Source organism: Catalinimonas alkaloidigena (genome assembly GCF_029504655.1).
Lineage (GTDB): Bacteria > Bacteroidota > Bacteroidia > Cytophagales > Cyclobacteriaceae > Catalinimonas > Catalinimonas alkaloidigena.
Genome location: NZ_JAQFIL010000001.1, coordinates 5,783,496 through 5,809,134, shown reverse-complemented (window position 1 = coordinate 5,809,134; position 25,639 = coordinate 5,783,496). Strand labels below are relative to the sequence as shown.

Below are 25,639 nucleotides of genomic sequence, written 5' to 3'. Positions count from 1 at the left end.
CCTCAAAAATTAATACCATGAAGATATCTGAATATGCCGTAAAAAACTATCAGTTTACGCTGGTGATCTTCCTGATGGTGGTGGCCCTGGGGGTGACCACCCTGTTGACCATGCCTCGCAGTGAAGACCCGGAGATCAACGCGCCACAGTTTCCGGTAGTCATCATCTATCCCGGCACCAGTCCTCTCGATATGGAAGAGTTGGTAGTGGACCCGCTGGAAAAGAAAATATCTGAGCTGGAAGACATCAAAAAGATCACTACAACGATCAGCGACGGAGTAGCCGTGATGCAGGTTTACTATAAGTACGAAAGCGATGTAGACGATAAGTACCAGGAGCTGATCCGTGAGGTCAATGGCCTGAGAGATGAGCTTCCAAAAGATATTTATAGCATAGAGGTGGATAAGGTAACGCCTTCAGGGGTAAACATCATGCAGATTGCACTGATCTCAGAAAACGCTGCACTGAGAAACCTGAAATTTGAGGCGGAACGCCTGCAGGAAGAACTGGAAAAATTGGCTGAACTCAAAGATGTGGACATTCATGGCCTGCCGGAAGAAATAGTACGGATAGACCTTCGCCTGGAAAAATTGGCGAGCATGAACGTGCCTCTTGATGCCGTGATTGGCAGTCTGCAGAATGAGATGACCAATATCCCCGGAGGAAGTGTGGAAGCCGGACTCAAATCTTTCAACGTCAAAACCAGTGGAGATTTTGAAAAGGTGGAAGAGATTGCCAATACGATTGTCTTCTCGCTGAATGGCAAAAATATTTTACTGAAAGACATAGCAGATATACGCCTGGACCATGAAGTAAATAAGCATATCACCCGGCTCAACGGGCATCGGAGTATCTTTGTCACCGCAGCGCAAAAGGAAGGTTATAACATCTCCCAGACGCAGGAAAAATACAAGCTGGTGCTGGAAGCTTTTGCCAAAAATTTACCTTCCAACATTGACATGGTACAGCATTTTGATCAGGCCGATAATGTCAACCATCGTCTGGGCAGCCTGGGCATTGATTTTATGATTGCCATTTTGCTGGTGTCTATTACCCTGCTGCCGCTGGGTGGCCGTGCCGCCCTCATTGTGATGATTTCCATCCCTCTTTCGCTGGCTATCGGACTGCTACTGCTCAACGCCCTGGGCTATAACCTGAATCAGCTCAGCATAGTCGGGCTGGTAGTGGCGCTGGGACTGTTGGTAGACGACAGTATCGTAGTGGTGGAAAACATAGAAAGGTGGCTGAGAGAAGGACATAGCCGGATGCAGGCAACCCTACTGGCTACCAAAGAGATAGGTTTGGCGGTGGTGGGTTGTACCGTAACCCTGATCATCGCCTTCATGCCGCTGGTCTTTCTTCCCGAAGGTTCAGGGGATTTTATCCGCAGCCTGCCTATGGCGGTGATCACATCGGTGCTGGCATCCATGCTGGTATCGCTTACCATCATTCCTTTCCTTGCCAGCCGTATGCTGAAAGAAAATGCCGCACATCCCGGAGGTAATTTGTTTTTGAGGTCATTGCAGAAAGTCATTCACGGTAGCTATGCTCCTCTGCTGGACAGAGCCTTGAAAAGACCTGTAGTGACAGTAATCATTGCGGCAGTCATCTTTTTTGCTTCTTTACAACTGTTTCCGGTGATAGGTTTTAGTCTCTTTCCTATGTCAGAGAAACCTCAGTTTCTGGTCAATGTAATTGCCCCTTTGCAGTCTAACATAGGCTATACCGAAGAAGTAGCCAAAGAGGTTGAGAAGGAGCTGGCCAATATTCCGGATGTGACTTACTTCGCTACCAATGTGGGCAAAGGTAATCCCAGAATTTACTACAATGAAATTCCTGAAAATGAGCGAACAGATTTTGCGCAGCTGTTTGTGCAACTGAAAGAAGGCACTAGTATAGAGAGAAAGCTGGAAATCACGGAAGCATTGCGTAATAAATTCAATCAATATCCGGGTGCGCGTCTTGAAGTGAAAAACTTTGAGCAGGGGCCTCCGGTCACCGCGCCCCTAGAAGTGAGATTATTAGGCAACAATCTGGATACCTTACGCATGCTGGCGGGACGTGTAGAAAATATGCTGAAAAAGAGTGAAGGTACACTCTATGTTGATAATCCGGTGAGCCACCTGAAGTCTGATATCAAAGTAGATGTCAACAAAGAAAAGGCGCGCATGCTGGGCGTAAATACCCTAGATGTAGCCCGTACTGTAAGATTAGCCATTGCCGGGCTTCCGGTGGGAAGCTTTTCTGACAATGAGGGAGAAGACAGAGAGGTGCTGCTGACCACGCCACTGATGCAAAGCCGCAGTGAGCGGGCTTCGCTCTCTGCTTTTGATCATATGTATGTCAACAATATGCGGGGTGATGCCATTCCTATCCGCCAGATTGCTGACCTGAGCCTGGAAGCCTCTCCGCTTACCATTGATCACTACAACAAGACCCGGATGGTGGCAGTCAGCTCCTTTGTGGGTAAAGATTTTCTCACTGATGATGTTTTGCAGGATGTGATGAATCAGATGGAGGAATTTTCTTTCCCGGCAGCTTATACCTATATGATGGGCGGAGAATATGAGACACGACAGGATTCATTTGGAGGCTTTGGTACAGTGATCATCGTAACGGTATTCCTGTTTATCGCTGTACTGATTCTGGAGTTCAAGACTTTTAAGAGTACGCTGATTGTACTGTCTGTCATTCCTCTGGGCATGGTAGGAGCCCTGCTGGCGCTGTGGATGACCGGCAATTCGCTCTCTTTTGTAGCCATTATCGGACTTATCGCCCTGGCAGGAATTGAAGTCAAAAACTCCATTTTGTTGGTAGACTTTACCAATCAGCTGAGAGAAGAGGGTAGAAGCCTGGAAGAGGCCATTCGTGAAGCCGGTGAGCTGCGCTTTCTACCCATCGTACTCACCACCTTGACCGCCATTGGCGGACTGATTCCCATTGCCATCTCCAGCAATCCCCTGATTTCACCACTGGCGATTGTGCTCATCGGGGGGCTGATCAGTTCTACACTCCTATCTCGTATCGTTACTCCTGTGGTGTATAAGCTGATCCCTCCCAGGGTAGAGCAGGTGGAAAAGAAGAGACTGGTGGCGCAGGCTTAAATTGCATGCGGATAATTTAATGATAAGTGAGTAGTGAGCGATAATCAATCACTACTCACTTTTTTTATGAAAAAGCATAAAGGCTTAGCGTTAAACAATCTACCATGAGTCCTTTATCATCGCTTTTTATTATCTTATTGCATCAAGTGAATTATATAAGCAGGACAACAACCTACAACTGAATTTATGCAAAGAAGAAATTTTCTGAAAACCGCCTTTTTGGGTTCGGCTGCCTTTACGGCTTTGCCTCTTTATCACACACACGCCAAAACTTTTGAACACATCGCGAATGAAACTTCAGATCTTAAAATTACTAAGATCAGGTACTACAGTGCTCCCGGTTATAACAAACCTCTTTTTAACCAGGCCCGGGGCATTGTAGAGGTTGAGACGGATGGGGGTATCATTGGCATAGGAGAGGGAGGCACGAAAGATACCATTGAGCAATGCGCGCAAATGCTGATTGGCAGAGATCCGTTCCGGATTGAGCATCTCTGGCAGTATGTCTACCGGGGTATGTTTTATCCTCCCGGGAGAGAGAAGCTCCATGCATTGGGAGCCATAGAAATGGCATTATGGGATATCAAAGGTAAAGCACTGGGCGTGCCGGTCTATGAGCTGCTGGGTGGGTCAACCCGGGAGTATGTAGAATGCTATGCCACCGGCTTCAGAGCTTCCAATGCCAGTACAGAAGAGGAGAGGGCAAGAGACTGCATAGAAGCGGGCTTGAGAGCATACCGCATAGGTCCCACCGGTGGTAATGGAGATGAGAGGTTTGACTTTTATGAACATGCCAACAAGACTATTGAACGCTGCCAAAGAATCAATGAAGCCGTGGGAGGAAACGGTAACTGGGCCATTGACCTGCACACCCGCTTTGATACTACCGAAGCCTTAAAGATCTGTAAAGCCCTGGAAAATCTGGAACCTTACTTTATAGAGGATATCGTCAGGTCAGAAAACCCTGAGCTGTACCAGACTATCCGGCAGATGACGCATGTACCCATAGCGGTAGGCGAGCAGTTTGGTGATCGCTGGGATATCAATGAGCTGATAGAGAATCATCTGATTGATTATACAAGAGTAACACTCCCTAACACGGGAGGAATCTCTGAGCTTAAGAAAATCGCAGCGCTTTGTGAAACCCATTACCTGGGCATGATTCCACATTTTACCGGTCCCCTCTCTACCGCCGCTTTGGTGCATGTACTGGGCTCCAGCAGTCCTACACGCTGCATGATTGAACTGGTGGGGGGAGAGCCTGAAAAGCCAGCTTATTTTAATGAAGACCTGCTCAATTTCAGGAATGGTAAATTGTACCTGAACTCTAATGCTGGGCTGGGCGTGCAATTTGATCCTGAAAAGGCTGATTTTATCATGGAAGTGGCGGCCAATACAGAATTTCCGCATCCTATTCTTACCAGCCCTGACGGCTCAATACATAACTGGTAAATTTTCTGTTCATCCCTTGAGGTTAACATAATGTATTCCCTGCCTTTTGGATGTAGAGAGCTTTGTACAGCACAGTACAGGATGACAGCTGTTTGGAATTTGACTTTATTTTGTGTTAATATCAATATCTGATAAAGCGTTATTTTTCAAATAATCATAATGGATTGCCATATTCTTAGTGAAATAGATAATGTGTTGTGCTTTTCTTAGCGAGATCCAGCTTTTTGAAAAATATAAAGATGTATGATAGCATGTTGCCTGAATAGTGCCATATACTTTCCATTTCAATAATTACCTGTTCTCATGATGAAAGAACAAATACAGAAAACAACTGATGAAGACTTATGGTCGGCTTTCAGAGAGGGTAGTGAAAATGCCTTTGATCTGATATATGGAAAAATGTTTCCGGTATTGTTCAATTATGGCTTTCGTATATGTCAGGATGAAGAGCAGGTGAAGGATTGCATACAGAATATATTTATAGAGATATGGCAGAAGCGTGATCAGATAAAAGAAGTATATTCTCTCAAGCACTACTTTCTCAAAATTATGAGGCGGAAGGTATTTAGAGCCTTAAAAAGTAAAAAAGAAGACTATTTCAAGCTGTTTAACTCAGGCCTTGGCAAGGAGCAGGAAGATAATCTAATATCTTTTCTTCCCAGCCAATTTGCTACGGAAGACGATGACTCTTATATCGCCATAAAGAAAATGAGAAAAGCAGTGGAGTACTTATCTTCTCGCAAGAGAGAAGCGATACTGCTGAAGTTTTATGAGAATCTGAGCTATGCGGAAATCAGTGAAGTGATGGAACTCAGGGACCCTAAGTATGCCCGCCAACTGGTATACCGTTCATTAGACGATTTGAGGGAGAGCTTACACGTAAACCGAACTTTCAGTATATCAAGTTGTAATATGAGCACTATTTTTCTGTTGAGCTTTCTTGTTTACTTGTTGTAAAGTTCACCTGTTTTAATGCACTGCTCAAAAAATGAAATAGTTCGCTAATAACATGAACGAAAAACGCTTACATTTTTCGCAGTATGAAGATCAGCCAAAGGAAAACTGTAGCCCGGTACAGTATGAGCGTGCTGCGCAAAAAGTAAGTAAGTCTGACGCTGAAATATGGCGTGATTTCAGAAGGGGCGATGAAGAAGCACTGGTGTTCATTTATACTGAATATGTAAATAAAATGTATAATTATGGCTGTCAATTTACTGCCCAAAAGGAATTGGTAAGCGATTGTATACAGGAGTTATTTACAGAAATCATCAGTAAAAGACATAAACTGGGAAGCACGGACTCTATAAAGCATTATTTGTTCAAGGCACTGCGGCGAAAGTTAGTACGTGAGCTAAAGAAAGAGAAAAAATACCAGCATCAACACGAAACAAGTACCTATCAAGGGTTTAACATCCTGGAAGATACAAGTGTAAAATTTATCAATCAGGAGTTCACCAATCACCAGAAAAGTATCATTTCCAGTGAGTGCAACCAGTTGCCTGTCCGGCAAAAAGAAGCGCTTTTATTGTACTTTTATGAAGGGATGAGCTATAAAGAAATAGCCGATACCATCGGCATGAGCCGGACCAAATCCGCCCGGGCCCTGATCTACCGTGCTGTAGATTCAATGACCCGGCGTCTACAGAAATACAAAGACATTCTCTATCCTCTATGGCCGCTCCTGGTAGCGGCTCAGCTTCTTTAGCTGCTTGGCCTTCCTACTCACCTTACTAATTATAGACTTTCCTGCTCTGTTCTGAGTCTTATTTCTGATTCATAGAGGGCAATCATTCCATCTGATAAGTAGTCCGGTAAAGCTTTTATGCCCTGGTTTGTGTCTCCACAAACCGGAAATGTACCATAGTATATTCATTACCCTAAGACTAATTTCTAAGTCATACGCTATCAGGGTTTTTTGAAGGTACTCTGACAATTTTTTTCAAAAAAGTTGAGCAATACTATGGTCATTTCTTCTGCTGCTGCCTATATATAAGTAGAACCAAGAGAAAGTATGCGACAAAAAAGGGACGAAATACAGGATTTTTTGAAAGATGAGCACTTCGTTCAGTGGGTACTTCGTCCCGATAAAAAAACAGATGCTTACTGGAAAGCGTGGATCAGAGAAAATCCGGAAAAGCTAAAAGAAGTGAGGCTCGCCAGAGAGATGATCTCCAGCTTTCGTTATCAGCATAGCTACCGCCTGCCTCAGGATACGCATGACAATATGCTGAATAGGCTACGAACAAAGCAGGTTCTCAGCAAATATGATAAGCCAAAGAAGGCAAGCTGGTACGTTCGCATCGCCGCCAGTGTCCTGATCGCAATATTAGGTGGGATGGGTGTCTGGCAATTCTCTCAGGAGAGTCAGGTGAAGGAGACCCAACCGGTGCCCCTGGTGGTAAAACGTACCCAGAAAGGCGAAAAGCTGACCGTTAGACTACCTGATGGCAGTACGGTAAAACTGAATGCCAACAGCATTTTGGTGTTTCCTGAGGTATTTGCCCATAAAACAAGATATATAAAGCTGGAGGGAGAGGCCCTCTTTGAGGTTGCCAGAGATGCAGCAAGGCCCTTCATTATCACAAGTGGTGGGGTAGAAACCCGGGTACTGGGCACTTCATTTAATATAAGAGCTTATGAGGATGAGTCAGAAGTGGCAGTAGCAGTAGTCAGCGGCAAGGTAAGTGTGAAAGGCAGTGGAACAGAGCAAGTGCAGCTCTCACCGAACGAAGTGAGCTACTATCACAAAGCGGATGCGAGCCTGATGGCGAAAAAACAGGATGTGAGTGACCTAATCGCCTGGACTAAAAATATTCTGATTTTTCATGAAGATCCGGCAGAGGAAGTGTGGAAAAAACTGGAAGACTGGTACGGAGTCAATATCATAGTGCCTAAAACACAGGTAATCCAGGGAAACTACAGCGGGAGGTATCATAACGAGTCTCTGGAAAGGGTGCTGGATGGAATCAGCTACGCCTCGGAGTTTTCTTATGAGATACAGGAAAATAAAAATGTAATCATCAAAGTACTGCCTATGAAAAACAAGAAAGCAAGCTAGACTGACTGATATACGACCTTATACTAATACTACTTAAACCTATTCTCATACTAACAACCTAAGACTATGAAACAAAAATCTAAGAAGACATTGCTATGGATGTCCAGGCTCATGCTCTACAGTGCACTATTTCAGTTCTTTGTGATAGATGTACTGCATGCCACTGATAGCCATGGACAGGATGACAAGAGTGTGTATGACATACAGGTATCACTTAAAAAAGATACTTATAAGTTGGAAGACGTACTCAGGGAGCTTGAAGAAAAAACAGATTTTTCCTTCACCTACGATGACTCAAAAGTAAATCTGGCAAGCAGTGTATTGTTGGGAATAAAGCAAGGTTCTCTGGGTGAAATTCTGATGGAATTATCCAAGCTGGAAAGTATCAAGTTCAAAAGGATAGGGCGAAATATTCATATCTCCAGAAAAATTGATGCTGAGGACGCTATACTGGAGCAGGCGATCATCATACAACCCATGCTGATCGTTTCAGGAAAAGTAAGTTCATCTTCGGATAATGATGGTCTGCCGGGTGTCAACGTGCTGGTAAAAGGCAGTAGTACCGGTACGGTAACCGATATAGAAGGAAAGTATAGTATCAATGTGCCCAATGACAATGATACGCTGATATTTTCCTCTATTGGCTATGCTGCTCAGGAAGTGCCCGTAAATGGCAGGTCGGTGATTGATATTACCCTTACCGAAGACATACAGAGCCTGAGCGAAGTTGTGGTGGTAGGCTACGGCAGTATGCGGAAACAGGATATCACCAATGCGGTGTCAGTCATTGACCTGGATAAGATAGGCGAGAGGCCAGCCTCCAATATGACCAGTCTGATGCAGGGGCAGGCTCCGGGCGTGGTGGTTAAGCAAAATACCGGAACCCCCGGGGAGGAACTGGAAGTAAATGTGCGGGGGATTAGCTCTCTGGGTGCAGGCAGCGACCCCCTCTATGTGATTGACGGCTTTGCCGTAGGCAATTCCGTTGGCCAGTACCTCAACCCGGCGGATATAGAAACCATCACTGTGCTGAAAGATGCTGCCTCTACCGCGATTTACGGTGCCAGAGGTTCTAATGGTGTGGTGCTGATTACGACCAAGTCTGCCCAGGAAGATCAGGTGAATTTGTCTTTCAATGCCACCTATGGTGTCCAGAACATTCCGGATTCCAGAAGGACAGAAATGATGAACGGACCGGAGTTCGCCCAGTTGAAGAAGGAGGCTTTTATGGATAAAATACGCTACTATGAGGGGAGAGAGCCCAGCATAGAAGAAGTGCCTATCAACTATCGTTATCCTGAGGAGACAGCATACTCCACCGATTGGGTAGATGAGATACTCAACCAGAATGCCAGCTTCCAGAATTACAATGTTACCCTTGCAGCAGGCAAAGGTGCTGTGAAATCTTTACTTTCTGTGGGTTATCTCAATCAGGAAGGGGCAGTAATTGAAACTGGCTTTGAGCGCTACAATGTGAGGGCAAACCTGATGGGAGACATCAACAAAAATATCTCACTGGGATGGAATATCGCCGGCTCTTTCACCGATGAGGCATATGCCAATACCACGGGTAGGGATGCCATCATCGGCTCAGCATTATGGGCCGATCCAAGGTACCCGGTATATAATGAAGATGGTACCTTCAACGCCTATATTGGAGGAGTAGATGGTGTTTTCGGTACGCCCAATCCCGTACAGGAGCTCAAAGAAATGCAGCGGGACCGCAATAAGACCAATGTGATCTCCAATGGCTATGTGGAATTTTCTTTTCTGAACGATTTCAGCTTCAGATCTTCGGTCAATGTAGGAATCACCAATTTGAGACAAAAGGAGTTCAGGCCCTCCTTTCTGGCAGGCCGTGGCTTTAACAACCCTCCGCCACGCGAAGCTTACCTGAATGAATTCTATTCTGAGTTGATCAATGTGTCTACTGATCAGGTACTTAGCTATTCCAAAAATCTGGGCGACCACAGCCTGAGTGCTATGCTGGGGTATTCAGCACAGGAAGAAACCGCTAGAAATATTTCAGCTTCCGGTGATGAGTACCCCGATGATATAGTGCGTTCTCTGGATGCGGCCGCCCGGGTAGATGCCGGTTCATTTGAAGAGGGCTGGAGCCTGTTGGCATATATTGCAAGGATTAATTATTCATTCAGAGACAAATACCTGATGTCAGCTACCTATCGCCGCGAAGGAAGCTCGCGCTTTGGTGCCAATAACAAATGGGGTGATTTTCCCGCGGTATCCGTGGGCTGGAGAATCTCTGAAGAACCCTTTCTGCAGAATAGCATCCTGATAGACGACTTGAAGCTGAGGGCAAGCTGGGGAGTGACCGGAAACAATAACATAGGAAACTACACCAGCCTGTCTACCATGAACCCTGCCAATTACATACTGGGCAACAGCTTTGCCAGTGGACAGGTACTGGCAGCCTTTGCCAATGCTGACCTGGGATGGGAGCAGTCAAATCAGTTGAATGTAGGATTGGATCTGGCGCTTTTTGAAAATCAGTTGTTCTTTACTGCTGAGTACTATAACAAAATTACGAATGACATGCTATTGCCTATAGAGATTCCTTCTATCTCAGGCTTTCAGACTACCTTTTCCAACATTGGTAAAGTAGAGAATAAAGGGATAGAGATGGCACTTGGTTACAGAACAGCAATCAATGAACTTAACCTCCGTGCGGATTTTAACATCTCATTTAACCGCAATAAGGTGCTGGAAATTCTGGGTGAAAATGATGAGATCAGAAATGGGGGCTTTTATAGCACCTATAATGTGTCGGTACCCGGCAGGCCCATCGGCATGTTCCATGGCTTCAGGATGTTGGGCATCTTTAATACCGAAGAAGAAATTGACAATGCTCCTACCCAGGATGGAGCTATACCCGGTGTCTATATTTATGAAGATACCAATGGTGACGGCGTAATTTCTTACGATACTGAAGATATGGTAGAGATCGGAAACCCTCACCCTAAATTTGTATGGGGACTTACGCTGGGCGCGGATTACAGAAGGTTTGATATCAATATTCTCGTAACCGGTGCCCAGGATTATGATCTGTTCAGAAACATAGAGGCGACTACCCTCAACATGGATGGGGTATTCAATATTTTGAAAGAAGGTAAAAATCGCTGGAGGTCAGCGGAAAATCCCGGCAATGGATGGATACCTACCACCAACACCTGGAAGTGGCAGCGCGAATCCAACTCCCGCTATGTGTACGACGGAAGCCACGCCTGGATCAGAAATGTGAGTTTGGGCTATACCATTCCCAGCTTCAACAACAGCAGGGTGTTTTTCAGCGCTGACAACCTTTTGTTGATCAGCCAGTATCCGGGCAACAATCCTGATGTAAACCAGAGAGGAGGCATCAATCCGGGCTTTGATGATGAAACCTACCCTGTTCCTACCACTTATTCTTTAGGTGCCAAAATAAACTTCTAAACCCATGCATAGATATAAATTTACTATTCCAAGTTTACTGCTTATACTGACTTTGCTCTCTTGCGGTGAAGATTACCTGGAGAAAACGGATCCGAACCGGCTGGTATCAGATAATTTTTACAAGACAGAAACACAGGTAGAGCAAGCCTTAAATGGCGTATATTCACAGTTGCAAGGTATTATCTCTGACCAGTGGCAGTACAATGAATTTATCACTGACAATACTACGCTTCATTTTAATGTAGGTAACCGGGGACAGGGACCGGCTCTTGAAGCGATTGAATTCTGGCAGATTAATTCTTCCACCGGAAACATCGCCAATTTGTATAACAGTATTTACAGCGCCATGGTAAACATCAATACTACCCTGGCCAAGCTGGAAGAAGCCACCTTTGATGAAGCGGCAAGAAGTGAGTTTGAAGGCCAGCTTAAGTTTCTCCGGGCCTACTACTATTTTCACCTGGTACAGTATTTTGGTGAAGTGATCATTATTACGGAACCTCTTTCTTCACCTTCAGAAGCCTGGGAATATGAGCGTCAGCCGGTAAGCGCCGTTTACGAACTGGTGGAAAATGACCTGGATGATGCCATCAATATGCTGCCTGAAAGCTATCCTGCCGAAGAAGTCGGGAGAGTGACTAAGGGGGCAGCGCTGGCTTTGCTAGGGAAGGTATACCTTACCAGGCAAGAGTATGACAAGGCCATCAGCACACTGACAGAAGTAACCAACCTTAATTATGAACTGTTGGACAACTATGCGGATGTGTTTGACCCCGCCAATAAAAATCATGCGGAGTCTATTTTTGAAGTTCAGTTTCAGGGAGGCAATGAACTGGGTGAGCATAGCAGTTTTATCTACACTTTTGCACCCCGTGAATCTGTAGGAGCGGTCATAGATTTTTCCGGTCAGAATGGTGGTGGGTGGAATACCCCTTCGCTAGACATCATCAACGCTTATGAAGAAGGAGATTTGCGTAAAGAAGTCTCTCTGAAAGAAGGTTATACCAGCCTGGAAGGGGATTGGATAGAGGTGCCTTACATCAATAAATACAACCATCCGCATTCCATACGTGGACGTACTGATGACAACTGGCCAATACTCCGCTATGCTGATGTATTATTGATGCTGGCTGAGGCCATCAACGAAGTTTCAGGGCCCACCTCACAAGCCTACGAATACCTGAACGCGGTACGGAGAAGAGCAGGGCTGGAGCCTCTGGATGGCTTAGGTAAAGATGCGTTTCGTGAAGCGGTTTTACGTGAAAGAAGAATTGAACTGGCTTTTGAAAATCACCGCTGGTTTGATCTGAAAAGGACTAACACTCCTCAGGAACTGGCAGATTTTATGAATGCCTATGGGGAGCTTGAAAAGAGTAATCCGACTACCGACAGGGGAGGAATCCCTTTCTCGGATGCCGATTTTGTCTTTGAACCCTATGAGGCTTTATTCCCGATCCCTGCTGATGAAAGGCTGATCAATAGCAAGCTGACGCAGAACCCGGGCTATTAAGGTGAATAATTGTAAAAATTTGATTAAACTAAATTTGGAGGTAAATATTTCTGAGCTTATCATTTTCACTATACTACGGTAAGTGGGCTGTGGGACACAAGCCCACGGCGGTATGCCCAGGTTTGTGCCGCCGGGGCCCGGTCTCCACAAACCGGAAATGTACCGTAGTATATATTTTCATTTAAGCTTTGAATATTTACTTTCTCAAATGTGTTCTGATTCAAGAAAAGTAGAGATATATGGAAGGAAGCTCATTTACATGGATTGCTGATTTTTTTGGCAGGTTACATCCGCTGATAGTCCACTTTCCTATTGGCTTACTGGTAGTAGCGCTCTTTTTAGAGCTGCTTAGTCTGAATGGGAAAAGGCCGGGGCTGAGGGAAGGAATAGAATGGTTGGTTTATCTGGGCGCTTTTAGTGCCGTGCTGGCAGCCATCCTGGGTTATGTACTTTATCAGGTAGATGATTATCAGGGTGAGCTGGTACAGAATCACCTTTTGCTGGGTGTAATGACAGCGATACTGAGCCTGCTTACCGTCTGGATGATGAGGTTTATGCAAAAAAAAGGGGGGCAACATCTGCTCTACTACCGTTCCAGCCTCTTTCTGACAGTGCTTACCCTGACAGTGGCCGGTCATTTAGGTGCCAGCCTTACCCACGGCGAAGACTTCCTGACCAGTACCCTCCCCTGGAATGATGATGGCTATGAAGAGGGAAAAGCGAAAGAGCTGCTTACTGAGTTCGCGGCTGTTTCCGCACGATCAGACTTATCTCAAAATCAACTGGACAGGCTTAACCTGGAGGTAAGGGCTATTTTTGCCCATAACTGCTACCAGTGCCATAGCGAACTCAAACAAAAAGGAGAGTTGGTGCTGGAAAATGAAGAAGGCGTAATGAAAGGGGGAGAGTCCGGCAAGATATTTATCAAAGGAGATGCGGAAAACAGTGAGGTCATCCGTCGCTTAAAACTGCCCAGAGACCATGAGGAGTCTATGCCGGGTAAGGGAAAGGCGCTGAGCAAAGAAGAAATCAAGCTGATAAGCCTGTGGATAGATGAAGGCGCGCACTGGGCAGATGAATCACTGAAAATATTCCCCGAAGCCGAACTGGCACTTTCCAAGCCTGATTTGCCGGAAGGCATGGATGAAATCAGTCATCCGGTAAATAAGCTCATAAATGCTTACTTTGAAGAGCAGGGTGCTGATATGCCTGAGCTGGTCAGTGACAGGACCTTTATTCGTCGTGCCTACCTGGATGTCATTGGCTTGTTACCCGAGCCGGAAGCCATTCAGGCTTTTGAGCAGAATACATCTTCCAACAAGCGTGAGCAGTTGATTGAAGAACTTTTAGAAGATGATAAGCACTATACGCAGCACTGGCTAAGCTTCTGGAACGATCTGTTGAGAAATGATTACTCAGGCACAGGTTTTATCACCGGAGGCCGCAAACAGATCACCGATTGGCTGTATCACTCTCTTAAGGACAACAAACCCTATGATGTGATGGTCAAGGAGCTTACCAATCCTTCAGAGGAGTCGGAAGGTTTTATCAAAGGCATAGAATGGCGGGGCGTAGTGAATGCCAGTCAGCGTACCGAAATGCAGGCTGCCCAGAATATTTCTCAGTCTTTGATGGGCATCAATCTGAAATGTGCTTCCTGCCACAATAGCTTTGTGAGTAACCTGACGCTTGAACAGTCTTATGGCTTTGCCAACGTGTTTTCTGACTCTACTTTGGAAATTTACCGCTGTGACAAACCTACCGGCCGAATGTCTGAAGTACAGTTTCTCTATCCTGAACTGGGTTCGGTAGAGGCGGAAACCATCAAAGAGAAGCTGAAAAAATTATCCGAAGTCATGGTGAAGCCCGAAAACGGACGCCTGTACCGAACCATTACGAACCGCATCTGGGACAGGCTTATCGGCAGGGGCATCATAGAACCGCTGGATGAGATGGACAACACCCCCTGGAGCGCAGATCTGCTGGACTGGCTGGCTTCTGACTTTATTGATCATAATTATGACCTGAAGCATCTGATGAAAAGAATTATGACCTCCAGGGCTTATCAGCTACCTTCTGTCAATTATGCTGAAGTAGCAGATCTGAAATCTGATGACTATGTGTTTGAAGGCCCCATCAGAAGAAGGCTGAGTGCGGAGCAGTTTGCCGATGCCGTAAGCCAGGTGGTCGCGCCGGTTTACTACGCCACTGCCTATGTACCTGAAGCTGAACCTCTGGAAAGTCAGTGGATATGGAATAAAGAGGTAGAAGTAGAAAGAGACATTCTGCCCAAGCCCGGCAAAAGATACTTCCGCTACGATTTCAACTTGCCTTCAGCAAAATCTGTAGCACAGGCCGAAGTGCTGATTACCGCTGACCATTCTTTCAAGCTTTTCATCAACGGAAAGGAGGCTGTGGAAGGCAAGGATTGGCGTAAAGTGCAAAAAATGAAGGTAGAAGAATTATTACGGAATGGTGCCAATGTCATTGCTGTGGAAGGTGAGAATGAAGGAAGAGTGCCTAATCCCGCGGGCCTGTTGTTTAACATGAGGCTTACTTATGATGATGGCAGCCAGGATTTTATCGCTTCTAACAAAGACTGGAAAGTGAGCAGCCAGGAGCCTGAAGGTGAGTGGACAGCGCTGGGCTTTGACGACATCGCCTGGGAGCCTGTCAAAGTTTACAAGGCGGAGCAGTGGGGTAACCTTATCAATTTTGCTTATGACAGAGAAGGAGAGCAAAACTTTGCCCGGGCTTCTATGGTCAAACTGGATCCCTTTTTGAAAGCACTGGGACGCCCTACCCGTGAAAATGTAACTACCTCTCGTGATGATCAGGCTACCTTATTGCAGGCTTTGGAACTGACCAATGGAGAGTTTTTCAATCATGTGATGGAAGAGGGGGCAGTGTCATGGTTAGATAAATACGGCAATGACCGCGAAGCTATGGTCAATCAGCTTTACCTGCAATCATTTGGGCGCCGACCCAACGGAGAAGAAAAGAGCCTGATAACAGAAGTCTTAGGCCAGCAGCCGGGAGTCAAAGAAGTACAGGACCTGCTCTGGGCTACCGTGCTTTTACCTGAATTTCAGTTTATCTATTAAAAAAAAACGTTATGCATCCTCATCATACAGATCAAATACGCAGAGATTTTCTCAAGAAGATGGGCGCGGCGACCTTGTCCGCCATGTCGGTAGGCCTGCCCACCAGCAGTTTCCTGAGTTCCTGTAGTCCATCCGAAAAAATGCCCTCTTCCATAGATACAGTGATCTTACTCTGGATGGCGGGAGGCATGGCGCATACCGAGACCTTTGATCCTAAAGCCTATGCGCCCTATGAAAAAGGAATGGATAGCAAGAAAGTGCTAAGCACCTTTCCCAAGATTCCTACCGCGGTGGATGATCTCTTTTTTTCAGAAGGTCTGGAGAATATCGGCAGTGTGATGGACAAAGGTGCCATCATTCGATCTTATCGTGCGGCGGATTTAGGGCACATCCTGCATACCCGCCATCAGTACCACTGGCATACCTGCTACGAGCCTCCTCAGTCGGTGCAGCCGCCTCATATCGGAGCCTGGATAGCGAAAGAGTTAGGGCCGGTCAATCCGGTGATTCCCCCTTTCATCAGCATGGGGCAACGCTTTACCGTAGGGGAAGGAGAAGAGCTGAAAGCTTTTCATTCCGCCGGATTTCTGGGCACTGAGTTCGGTCCCTTTCTAATTCCCGACCCTTCTACCGGTTTGGATAGTGTTCGCCCTCCGCAGGGCATGACCCCCCAGCGTTTTGAAAGTAGAAACAAACTATACGAAGAACTGGTGAAGCGAAGCCCGCTGGAAGAGCATGGCAGCGGCTACCAGAAAGAGTCGCTCAAGCGCTCTATGGAGCAGGCATACCGCTTGTTAAATTCTCCCGAAGCCAAAGCCTTTGACCTCAGCCAGGAGCCTAAAGAAGTGTATGACACCTACAATACCGGCAGGTTTGGTCAGGGCTGTCTGCTGGCCCGAAGGCTGGCACAGGAGGGCGCACGCTTCATCAGTGTCTCTACTGAATATGAGCCTTTTCTGGGTTGGGATACCCATGAAAACGGCCATACCCGTGCTAAGAATATGAAAGCAGCGATTGACCGTCCCATTGCGCAGCTCATCAGAGACTTAGATGAAAGTGGTCATCTGGACAGAACTTTGGTAGTGCTGGCCAGTGAATTCAGTAGAGATGCTATTCTGGAAGGCCGCCCGGGTGAGAAAGTAAAAGATCAGGTAGACCAGCCCGACCAGATCAACGACATGAAGTACTACGGCATGCACCGCCATTTTACTGATGGCTGCTCCATACTGATGTGGGGGGGAGGTATCAAAAAAGGCCTGGTGTACGGAAAAACCGCTGATGAGCGCCCCTGCTCCTCTACGGAAAAAACGGTGGTGATCAACCAGATTCACCAGACCATCTATCATATGCTGGGCATACCGCCGGAAACGCATTACACCATAGAAGGCAGGCCTTTCTACACTACCCCGGATGGCAGCGGAGAAGCGGTTTTGGATCTGCTGGCTTAAGCCACAAATAAAGAAGGACGACCATCACAGCCGTCTTTCTTTGCTTAATCTTCCATGCCTATGTTTTCAAATTCTTTGAAGAAAGTGATCTCGGCTCGCTTAACGGCCTGTTGATAATCTTCCCATGGACCGGCAAAGAAGGCATTGACTTTGGCCAGCGGTTCTTCCAGACTGTCTTTCACATGACTTAGCACGATGTTTTGTGTCTCATTGGGAGAGTGCCAGAATGACTCAAAATAGCTGCCGGCTGCTCCCAGCTTTCCACTTACGATATGGGGATCTCTCAGAATGCCTTGCACATCTTCTTTCTGTGCAATCCGCTCTTTGTATAGCTTGATGGTATCCTGCAAGCTTCTAGCCATCTCTTTCAAATGCTTTTCATCTTCGCCTTCCCGCTCTTTAAGCTGCGAATTGATAAGCTCTATTGTGGCATTGGCCTCGTTCAACTGATCTACGGCCTTAGTAGCTTTTTGCATGTACTCCATCAACTGCTCACCCATTTCCTGGCGGGCAAGCATATCTGCCTGACTGAGTTCTATGCGGGGATCAAGCAACACTTTGACCGGTGTAGATTTCTGCCAGTCGCCATAGGTGATCTGCACAGTGTACTCTCCCGGCAATACCGGTAGACCTGAAGGTTCAGGAGCGTCCTCCTTTTCAGGCATGGGTGTATCCGGATCGCGCACGCCCTTTTGGGTGAGGTCCCAACTCAGACGGTTCATCCCTTGCTGTACTTCAGCTTTGAAGGTACGAATCACCTCATCCTGACTGTCCCGCACTTCTACCAGCACACTGTCTTTTTCCGCGGCAGTACTATCGGCTTCTTTTTTCAGGATTTCCTTTACAGAGTAGGTAATCATCGCACCATAGGGACGGTTTTCCCCATCATAAATAGCATCTCCCTGAAAACGTGTTCCGGCAGCTTGTTTGTAGTTAGCCAGATAGGAAAGCGGAGCTTCATACACATACAAAGGCTCATCCAGGATGCTGCTGCCTTGCTGCGCCATTTCCCGTAAGGGACGGATGTCATCCAGAATGAAAGCTGCTCTACCAAATGTACCGATGATGAGGTCATGCTCCCGGGGATGAATTTTCAAATCCATAGTAGACGCATGCGGATAGTTTTTACCCCACTTAGTCCAGGTCTCCCCTTTGTCAAGGCTCACATACAAGCCGGTTTCCGTACCCAGAAAGAGCAGGTTGGGTTCTACCGGGTCCTGTACAATAGAAAGCGCGAAAGCATCAGCATCATTTTCATCCACCAGCCTTGTCCATGATTTACCAAAGTCGTCCGTATGGTACACATAAGGCGTCCAGTTGTTGCGTCTGTGGTCGTCAAACACGACAAAAGCCTCACCCGCATTGTACTGAGATGCGTGAATCTGATGCACCCAGGTATTCTCCGGTAAGTCTTTGATGCGTCCGATCAGGTTCTCCCAGTTTTCTCCACCATCCTGCGTAAGCTGCACATTACCATCATCAGTACCTACCCAGATGATATCGGGCTGTGCCAGGCTGGGAGCGATAGCCGTAATGGTCGTATGATTTTCGGCCTGGGTGGCATCCAGGGTTAACCCACCACTTTCCAGCTGTTTCTGTTTGGTGGTATCATTGGTGGTCAGGTCAGGCGAAATCACTTCCCAGGTCTCACCACGGTCGGTGCTTTTATGTACAAACTGGCTGCCGTAGTAGATGGTCTGTGTCTCAAAGGGATCATGCGCGATGGCAGCATCCCAGTTGAAGCGCAGGAATACATCTTCGTCAGGGTGAGCCGGTTTGATGTATTTGGCATTACCGCTCTCTAAATCCCTGCGTTGCAGATTTCCGCCCTGCCACATGGCATACAGATAGCGGGAATCGCTGGAGTCGGGCATTACATCAAAACCATCACCAAAGGCCACCTCTTCCCAGTAGGCATTACGGATACCACCAGCACGCCAGATATAAGCGGGACCTCTCCAGGAGCCATTGTCCTGCATGCCACCCATCACATTGTATGGCGTTTCCATGTCATAGTTGATGTGGTAGAACTGTGCCAGCGGAAGGTTCTCCACAAAGCGCCAGCTTTTGCCCTGATTGCGGGTAATCGCCAGCCCTCCGTCATTACCATCAATCATGAACTCTGAGTTTTTGGGATGAATGTACCAGGCATGATGGTCTACGTGGATTTTGTCAAAGCCCAGCAGTACTTCAAAGTTTTTGCCACCATCTTCACTGACACGCACGCTGGAAGCTACACTGTAGAGGCGGTTTTCATGGGTAGGGTCAACGGCCAGGTCAGCATAATAAAAAGGGCGGCTGCCGATATTTTCTGTAGCGGTTTGCTTCCATGTAAAGCCGCCATCCTCGGAGCGATAGATCGCGTTTTTTTTGGATTCTACATAAGCATAAACTATTTGTGGGTTGCTGGCAGCTATCGCCAGTCCTATTTTGCCAATTTCTCCTTTGGGCAGGCCATCTTCATCGCTTCGTTTTTCCCAGTTCTCTCCTCCATCATAAGTGATGTACATGCCCGAGCCTTCACCACCAGACTTAAAAAACCAGGGCCAGCGGCGAAATTCCCACATCCCCACAATTAGCTTTTCAGGGTTGCTGGGGTCCATGACCATATCCCCCACACCGGTGCGTTGGTTGACGTAAAGAATCTTTTCCCAGCTTGCTCCCCCGTCGGTACTTTTGTAGACACCACGTTCTTCGGTATCGGTCCAGGCCGGACCCTGTACCCCGGCATATACAATATCTGGATTGTCAGGATGCACAAAAACGCGGTGAATGTTGCGGGTATTTTCCAGACCCAGGAGTTTCCAGCTTTTGCCGCCATCCATAGACTTGTACATCCCTTTGCCGGATGACTGGCTGTTACGGGGATTGCCTTCTCCGGTACCTACATAAATGATGTTGGGGTTTTTCTGGAAAATAGCGATGGCTCCAATAGAGAGTACGGACTCTTCATCAAAAATAGGCTCCCAGTCAATGCCGCCTCCTTCAGACTTCCAGAGGCCACCGGAAGCGGAACCCACGTATATGATGTCAGGGTTACTCTCTACCACATCAATGGCGGTAACCCGGCCGCTCATGCCTGCCGGACCGATGCTGCGGGGAACCATTCCCTCTTCTATTCTGGACATATCCAGCTGCTGTGCCGGAGCAATATGCCACAGGCCAAGCCCTAAAGCCAGGCATAGTAAAAGCTTTCTCATAAGTTTAGGAATTAAGTAAGTGTAGTCTAATTATACCATAGAGTGCCCAAATAAATAAAATATAAGTGTATGCTGCCAGTCTTTCGCAGGAGATAGTTTGTTAATTGGTTATATTTACGGATGTTTTGAATGCAGAAGTATCGCCTGATGTTCTGCTCATGACCAAAAAAAAGGACGGCAGTACAGCCGTCCTTATCCAAATACTAAGGTATGTATATGATTACTTAATAAGTATCTAGTGATTACGCAAAGCGTCTATCAATTCGTCCTTATTCATTTTGCTATAGTTCTCTATGCCTACCTCTTTGGCTTTCTGATAAAGTTCTTCTTTGCTTCTTTCTTCATATTTCTCGCCTTTACCTCCTTTTACACCAGCTTCATGGCGGTCAGAATTGGCGATACGGGCAGCTTTCTCTTTGCTGTAGCCCTTCTCTCTCAGATCTTCATACACTTTATCATCTTTGATTTGTGGCCCGTGATCCTTAGTCATAAGTGTTCAGTTTAAAAAGTTAAAAATCAGTTTAAAAGCACATTATGATAAACGTGCAAGAGGGTATGAAGTTTAATAGAAAACTGACTTTCAGTCGGAAGTTAAGCCATTGCTAAAAGCAGCTCAGACTGATAGAATTAGTAGTCATCGTCGTCATCATCAGCTTCGTCTTCGTCTTCCTCCTCCTCCTCATCATGCATTTCGTAAGCATCGTCGTAAGACTTTTTCTTCTTGAATGATGCGTCATCTTCATCATCTTCTCCTGCCTCAGCGATATCCTCATCTTTGACATCATCCGCGAAGTCATCTCTCAGCGTACCCTCGTCATAGTCCTCATCATCCTCAATGATCTGGTGAGCTTCGGTTACCGTCATACGGATGAGATAATAAATTTCTTCTGTTTCAAAAGGAAGTGCGGATACCCGTTTCCCATCTTTATTGGTAAAACTCACCAGGTTATCAGCAAAACCATTGGGGTAGGTCATTTTGACCTGGCTGGTCACTTCTTCAGGAAGGTTTTCATAATCTTTTACAATCCTCTTTTTATCCATAACTGATGCTAAAATTAGATAATGCTTTTAAGCGGTTAACTAAACAAATTTCCGACAGGGACAAAGTAGCACTATTCATATTATTTTTCAAAAAGCTGGATTTTTTTTTAATCAAGTTTATGGCTACGTCAACAGGAAGAATAATTTGTAACAGCAGATGCAACGAAATGCTGTCCTATTGCATCTTGTGATAAATAGCGGTTAGCCAATAGCGTTTACTAAACTATTTAAATTTATGAGCACACTCATCAGGGCAAATACTACTTTCATCCTGTTACTGGCTTTTTCAATCTCATCTTACGGGCAAAGCCCAAAGGATAGTGAAGCTATACAATTAGAGCTTGAAAAACTAAAGGTTCAGGCGCAGTATTCCATAGACTCTCTGAAGCTGGTGTATGAGAATAAGCTGAGTTCGGTGCAAAAAAATGCAGAGGACTCTATTCATCAAATCCAGGCTGAAGGGGAAAAAGAGTACCACAGTCTGCAGCAGGAAGCAGGAGTGGAGTTGGGGGAACTGCAGCGTAAAGCAGAAAAAAGTGTTTTCAGGACAAACTTAGAGAAAAAGCATCAGGAACTAGAAGCAAAGTATGCGCTGAAGCTATCAGCACTGGAAGCAGCATATGAAGCTAAGCTGAATGCTATGGAATCCTATTTCAGCCGTAAACTACATGCTATTGAACAAGAAAGACAGTTAGCATTAAATAAAATAGAAGCTGAATATCAGAAAGAATTGGCTTTATTAGAACTTCAAAATCAATAAAGCAATTGAAGATTCACTAAGAGATTTTTGCTGAGATGAGATACTTCTTTCTGATAGGGTTTTGCTTGCTGTTAAACTTCAGCACGCTGGCTCAGGGCATCAAAGGTACAGTATATTCCCCGGATGAAGAGCCGCTGCCCTATGCTACCATTTACATCAAAGCATTGGAGACGGGCTCCAGTACCAATGAACAGGGAAAGTATGAAGTATCTTTACCTTCAGGTAGCTATGAGCTGGTTTTTCAGCACCTGGGGTATGCTTCAGTATTAAAGCATATTGAGGTTGGAGACGCTTATGTCACACTAGACATCACCTTGCCTGATCAGGCCATACAACTGAAGGAAGTAGAGGTGAATGCCCGGGCCGAAGACCCTGCCTATACCATCATCAGAAAGGCAGTCGCCAAGAGTAAGTTTCATCGCCTGCAGGTACAGAAATATCAGGCTAAAGTCTACATCAAAGGGGCCGGACGGGTAAAAGATGTCCCCTTCTTTCTGGAGAATGCCATGAAAAAAGAAGGCGTAGATTCCTCAACGGTTTTTCTGACTGAATCAGTAAGTGAGCTCACTTTTGAGCAGCCCAATACGATCAAAGAAAAAGTTATTTCTATAAGAGCCATAGGCGAAGAAAATAATACCAGTCCCAACGGCTTCATCAATGGCAGCTTGTATGAACCGGAGCTCGCCGGAGTGATCTCTCCGCTTTCTCCCCGGGCCTTTGCCTATTACAAATTCAGGTTTGCCGGCAGTTTCATGGATCGCAAGCACGAGGTCAATAAAATACAGGTGATACCTCGTTCCCGAGGCGATGATGTGTTTAACGGCTATATTTATATTGTAGACGATCTGTGGAGCATTCACAGCGTCAACATGTTTACCTACAAACAAGGCTTCAGGATCAGTTTGCAGCAAATGTATGCGCCTATACAGGAAGCTGTCTGGATGCCGGTGAGTCACAACATTGAAGTGACAGGCAAAATCTTCGGCATTGACCTGGAATACAAATACCTGGCTACGGTAAGCGACTATGACATTACCCTCAACCCTGATCTTCAGGTAGATCTTGTCGTAGTAGATGAGAAGATTGAGAAAGAACTGGCTGCCGCTCTGGAAAAGGAAGAGAAGCTGGATAAGGAGGTCAATCTGGGTGACTCGGCCAGCGTATTTAAAGAACAGAAGCGCTTCACCCGCAAAGAACTCCGCAAGACCCTCAAAGCTTATGAGAAAGAACTGGAAAAGCGGGAAGAAGCTCCGGATGTGGTAGAGAACCGAAGCATGACGGTTGATTCAACTGCGTACCAGCAGGATTCTACCTACTGGGCTTCCATCCGGCCGGTGCCCCTTACCGACATGGAAAATAATAGCTATCAGAAGCTGGATAGCATGGCGGTAGTAGAGAAAGAAGAAAAAGAGGCTGAAGAAAGTGGTACTTCCCGCCCCAGAAGACATCTGGGTATAGGCAAAGTCATCTTCGGTACCACCATTGACCTGGGTGAACATACTTCTCTGGAATACAAATCCCCTTTGAGTGAGTTGAACTTTAATGCAGTAGAAGGCTATCAGTTCACCATACCCTTAGTGCTGCGTACTCGTATGTTTGAAAAGTCTTTGCAAATAGCTCCCACCGCTCGTTATGCCTTTGCCAGAGATAAGGTAACCGGAAAGTTAGCAGTAAATTATTCGTTAGGCGAAACCCACTTCCAGCTGGAAGGCGGGCGCTATGTCAGTCAGTTTAACAGCCAAGATCCTATTCATCCTTTCCTTAATACCTTCACTACGCTTTGGTATGAGCAGAACTACATGAAAATCTATGAAAAGGATTATGTGCGACTGGGACTGAGGCGTAAGATCAGCGATAAGCTGAGCTGGCAGGCGGAGCTGGAATGGGCGAAACGAAGGCAACTTTACAACAGTACCTCGCATAGCTGGAGAGATCTGGAAGCCAGGGTGTATACCCCTAATGCACCAGCGAACATATCACTGGAAGATACCTCTTTCCCCAGCCATTATGCGTCTAGTTTTTCATTACAGATACAGTATAAGCCTTTTCTGAAATACAGGATCAGAAACGGAAAGAAAAGTGTCATCAATCCTTCTTCTCCTGAGTTTCGCCTGAGCTATCGTAAAGGGATACCAGATGTGCTAAACAGTGAGGTAGATTATGATATGCTGGAAGTGGGCGTACAGCATCAGTTTGAGATAGGCGTAAGAGGGCGGCTGGACTATAATATATATGCCGGCAGTTTTCTAAATAATGAGTCACTCTACTTTATGGATTTCCAGCACTTTAATGGTAACCAAACGATCATACAAATGAGTGATCCGGTAGGTAGCTTTCGCTTGATGGATTATTATTTATACAGTAGCAGTGAAAGGTATCTGGCAAGCCATTTTTACTATCAATTCCGCAAATTTCTATTTACACAGATCTTTGAGGTGCGTTTGTTAGGCATCAAAGAAAATATCCTTTTCAATTATCTGAAGACAGATCAGTCGCCTCACTATATGGAAGTTGGCTATAGCCTGGATAATGTGCTGCGGTTTTTAAGGGTAGAAGCTGTCGCGAACTTTGAGGATGGCACATATCAAAATTTCGGGCTGAGAATAGGCATCGCCACTACACTGGAAGACCTATTCAACTGACAAAAAAAAGGTTTGCCAATAATGACAAACCCTAACTACACTACCTAATCTATGAGAAAAAAGTTTAAAAAATTTAAAGTGATATTCAGCTTAAAAAGTTATTAGATAATTTACAAGCACCTTGCCAACCCGCTTTTTATGCCAGATCAGAGGCTCAATTCTAAATATTGGGGGAAGGTTTTCTACATTGGTGAGGAATTGTCTGCGCTCAACTGTGGAATTTCTTTTTCACTATAAGTGCAAGCACTTAAATGTGGATAAGCTTGCTGCAATGAAAGGAAATCTGTTCTTTTATTATTATTTTATATCTTCTTGCTGCAAGCAGAGAGAAACCTGATTGAATAGCACATCGCTCATAACCTCTCATAATCCATGAACCGCAATACTGACTATAAAATACCCGATCAGACTCGTATTGGTCATGTACACCTCAAAGTGGCCGTTCTTCAACGCTCTCTGGATTTCTACTGTGGCTTGCTTGGTTTTGAACTAATGATGAAGTATGGTAAAGACGCTGCTTTTATCTCTGCCGGGAAATACCACCATCATATCGGTTTGAATGTGTGGTACAGCAAAGATGCTCCCCCTGCTCCCAAGAGAGCTCCCGGACTATTTCATACCGCCATTGCCTACCCCAGCCGGAAAGATTTGGCCCTTATATTTCAAAGGTTGCGCGATGCTAACTATCCCTTTACTGGGGCTGCTGATCATGGAGTCTCCGAAGCACTTTATCTGGATGACCCTGACGAAAACGGTGTGGAACTCTACTGGGACAGGCCCAGGGAAGAGTGGCCTAAGAAACCTGACGGCTCCCTGGACATGTATACCGCCCGTCTGGATGTAGAAAGTCTGCTTAGCGAATTGAAGTAG

Annotated in this window: 15 protein-coding genes; 12 read left to right on the top strand and 3 right to left on the bottom strand. The window is 45.9% G+C overall.

Annotation, left to right across the window (positions count from 1 at the left end):
• The first annotated feature begins 17 nt into the window (after positions 1-17).
• From OKW21_RS23595 to OKW21_RS23555, 9 genes are all read left to right on the top strand, one after another.
• A complete protein-coding gene (locus tag OKW21_RS23595; protein WP_277484234.1) occupies positions 18-3,104 on the top strand; it encodes an efflux RND transporter permease subunit in 3,087 nt (1,028 codons plus the stop codon).
• Positions 3,105-3,290: 186 nt separating this feature from the next.
• A complete protein-coding gene (locus tag OKW21_RS23590; protein ID WP_277484230.1) occupies positions 3,291-4,556 on the top strand; it encodes a mandelate racemase/muconate lactonizing enzyme family protein in 1,266 nt (421 codons plus the stop codon).
• A gap of 303 nt (positions 4,557-4,859) precedes the next feature.
• Positions 4,860-5,513: an RNA polymerase sigma factor gene (locus tag OKW21_RS23585; RefSeq protein WP_277484225.1), complete on the top strand. Its 654-nt coding sequence runs from the start codon at positions 4,860-4,862 to the stop codon at positions 5,511-5,513.
• A 52-nt stretch (positions 5,514-5,565) separates the two neighbouring features.
• Complete coding sequence (locus OKW21_RS23580; protein WP_277484223.1) at positions 5,566-6,261, top strand: RNA polymerase sigma factor; 696 nt, start codon at positions 5,566-5,568, stop codon at positions 6,259-6,261.
• A 306-nt stretch (positions 6,262-6,567) separates the two neighbouring features.
• Positions 6,568-7,614, top strand: coding sequence for a FecR family protein (locus OKW21_RS23575; RefSeq protein ID WP_277484218.1), 1,047 nt, complete (start codon positions 6,568-6,570; stop codon positions 7,612-7,614).
• A 66-nt stretch (positions 7,615-7,680) separates the two neighbouring features.
• On the top strand, positions 7,681-11,064 hold the full coding sequence (locus OKW21_RS23570) for a SusC/RagA family TonB-linked outer membrane protein (RefSeq protein ID WP_277484216.1): 3,384 nt from the start codon (positions 7,681-7,683) through the stop codon (positions 11,062-11,064).
• A 4-nt stretch (positions 11,065-11,068) separates the two neighbouring features.
• Entirely contained in the window at positions 11,069-12,574 is a 1,506-nt protein-coding gene (locus OKW21_RS23565; protein WP_277484213.1) for a RagB/SusD family nutrient uptake outer membrane protein, read from the top strand.
• A 239-nt stretch (positions 12,575-12,813) separates the two neighbouring features.
• A complete protein-coding gene (locus OKW21_RS23560; protein WP_277484212.1) occupies positions 12,814-15,678 on the top strand; it encodes a DUF1549 domain-containing protein in 2,865 nt (954 codons plus the stop codon).
• A gap of 11 nt (positions 15,679-15,689) precedes the next feature.
• Positions 15,690-17,126, top strand: a complete 1,437-nt coding sequence (locus OKW21_RS23555; RefSeq protein WP_277484210.1) for a DUF1501 domain-containing protein — start codon at positions 15,690-15,692, stop codon at positions 17,124-17,126.
• A gap of 44 nt (positions 17,127-17,170) precedes the next feature.
• On the opposite strand, the gene OKW21_RS23550 is transcribed toward OKW21_RS23555, so the two are convergent.
• The 3 genes from OKW21_RS23550 to OKW21_RS23540 form a co-directional block, all read right to left on the bottom strand.
• Positions 17,171-20,326: a hypothetical protein gene (locus OKW21_RS23550; protein WP_277484208.1), complete on the bottom strand. Its 3,156-nt coding sequence runs from the start codon at positions 20,324-20,326 to the stop codon at positions 17,171-17,173.
• A gap of 235 nt (positions 20,327-20,561) precedes the next feature.
• A complete protein-coding gene (locus OKW21_RS23545) occupies positions 20,562-20,816 on the bottom strand; it encodes a DUF7218 family protein (RefSeq protein ID WP_277484207.1) in 255 nt (84 codons plus the stop codon).
• A 137-nt stretch (positions 20,817-20,953) separates the two neighbouring features.
• A complete protein-coding gene (locus OKW21_RS23540) occupies positions 20,954-21,367 on the bottom strand; it encodes a hypothetical protein (RefSeq protein WP_277484205.1) in 414 nt (137 codons plus the stop codon).
• Between the two features lie 235 nt (positions 21,368-21,602).
• Here OKW21_RS23540 and OKW21_RS23535 point away from each other — a divergent pair, with 235 nt between their 5' ends.
• The 3 genes from OKW21_RS23535 to OKW21_RS23525 all read left to right on the top strand — a co-directional run bounded on the left by OKW21_RS23535 (position 21,603) and on the right by OKW21_RS23525 (position 25,639).
• Positions 21,603-22,127 (top strand): hypothetical protein, encoded by a 525-nt coding sequence (locus tag OKW21_RS23535; protein WP_277484203.1) that lies wholly within the window; start codon positions 21,603-21,605, stop codon positions 22,125-22,127.
• Positions 22,128-22,162: 35 nt separating this feature from the next.
• The gene (locus OKW21_RS23530; RefSeq protein ID WP_277484201.1) at positions 22,163-24,769 is read left to right on the top strand and encodes a DUF5686 and carboxypeptidase regulatory-like domain-containing protein; all 2,607 of its coding nucleotides are present in this window, start codon (positions 22,163-22,165) and stop codon (positions 24,767-24,769) included.
• Positions 24,770-25,141: 372 nt separating this feature from the next.
• Positions 25,142-25,639 (top strand): VOC family protein, encoded by a 498-nt coding sequence (locus OKW21_RS23525; protein WP_277484199.1) that lies wholly within the window; start codon positions 25,142-25,144, stop codon positions 25,637-25,639.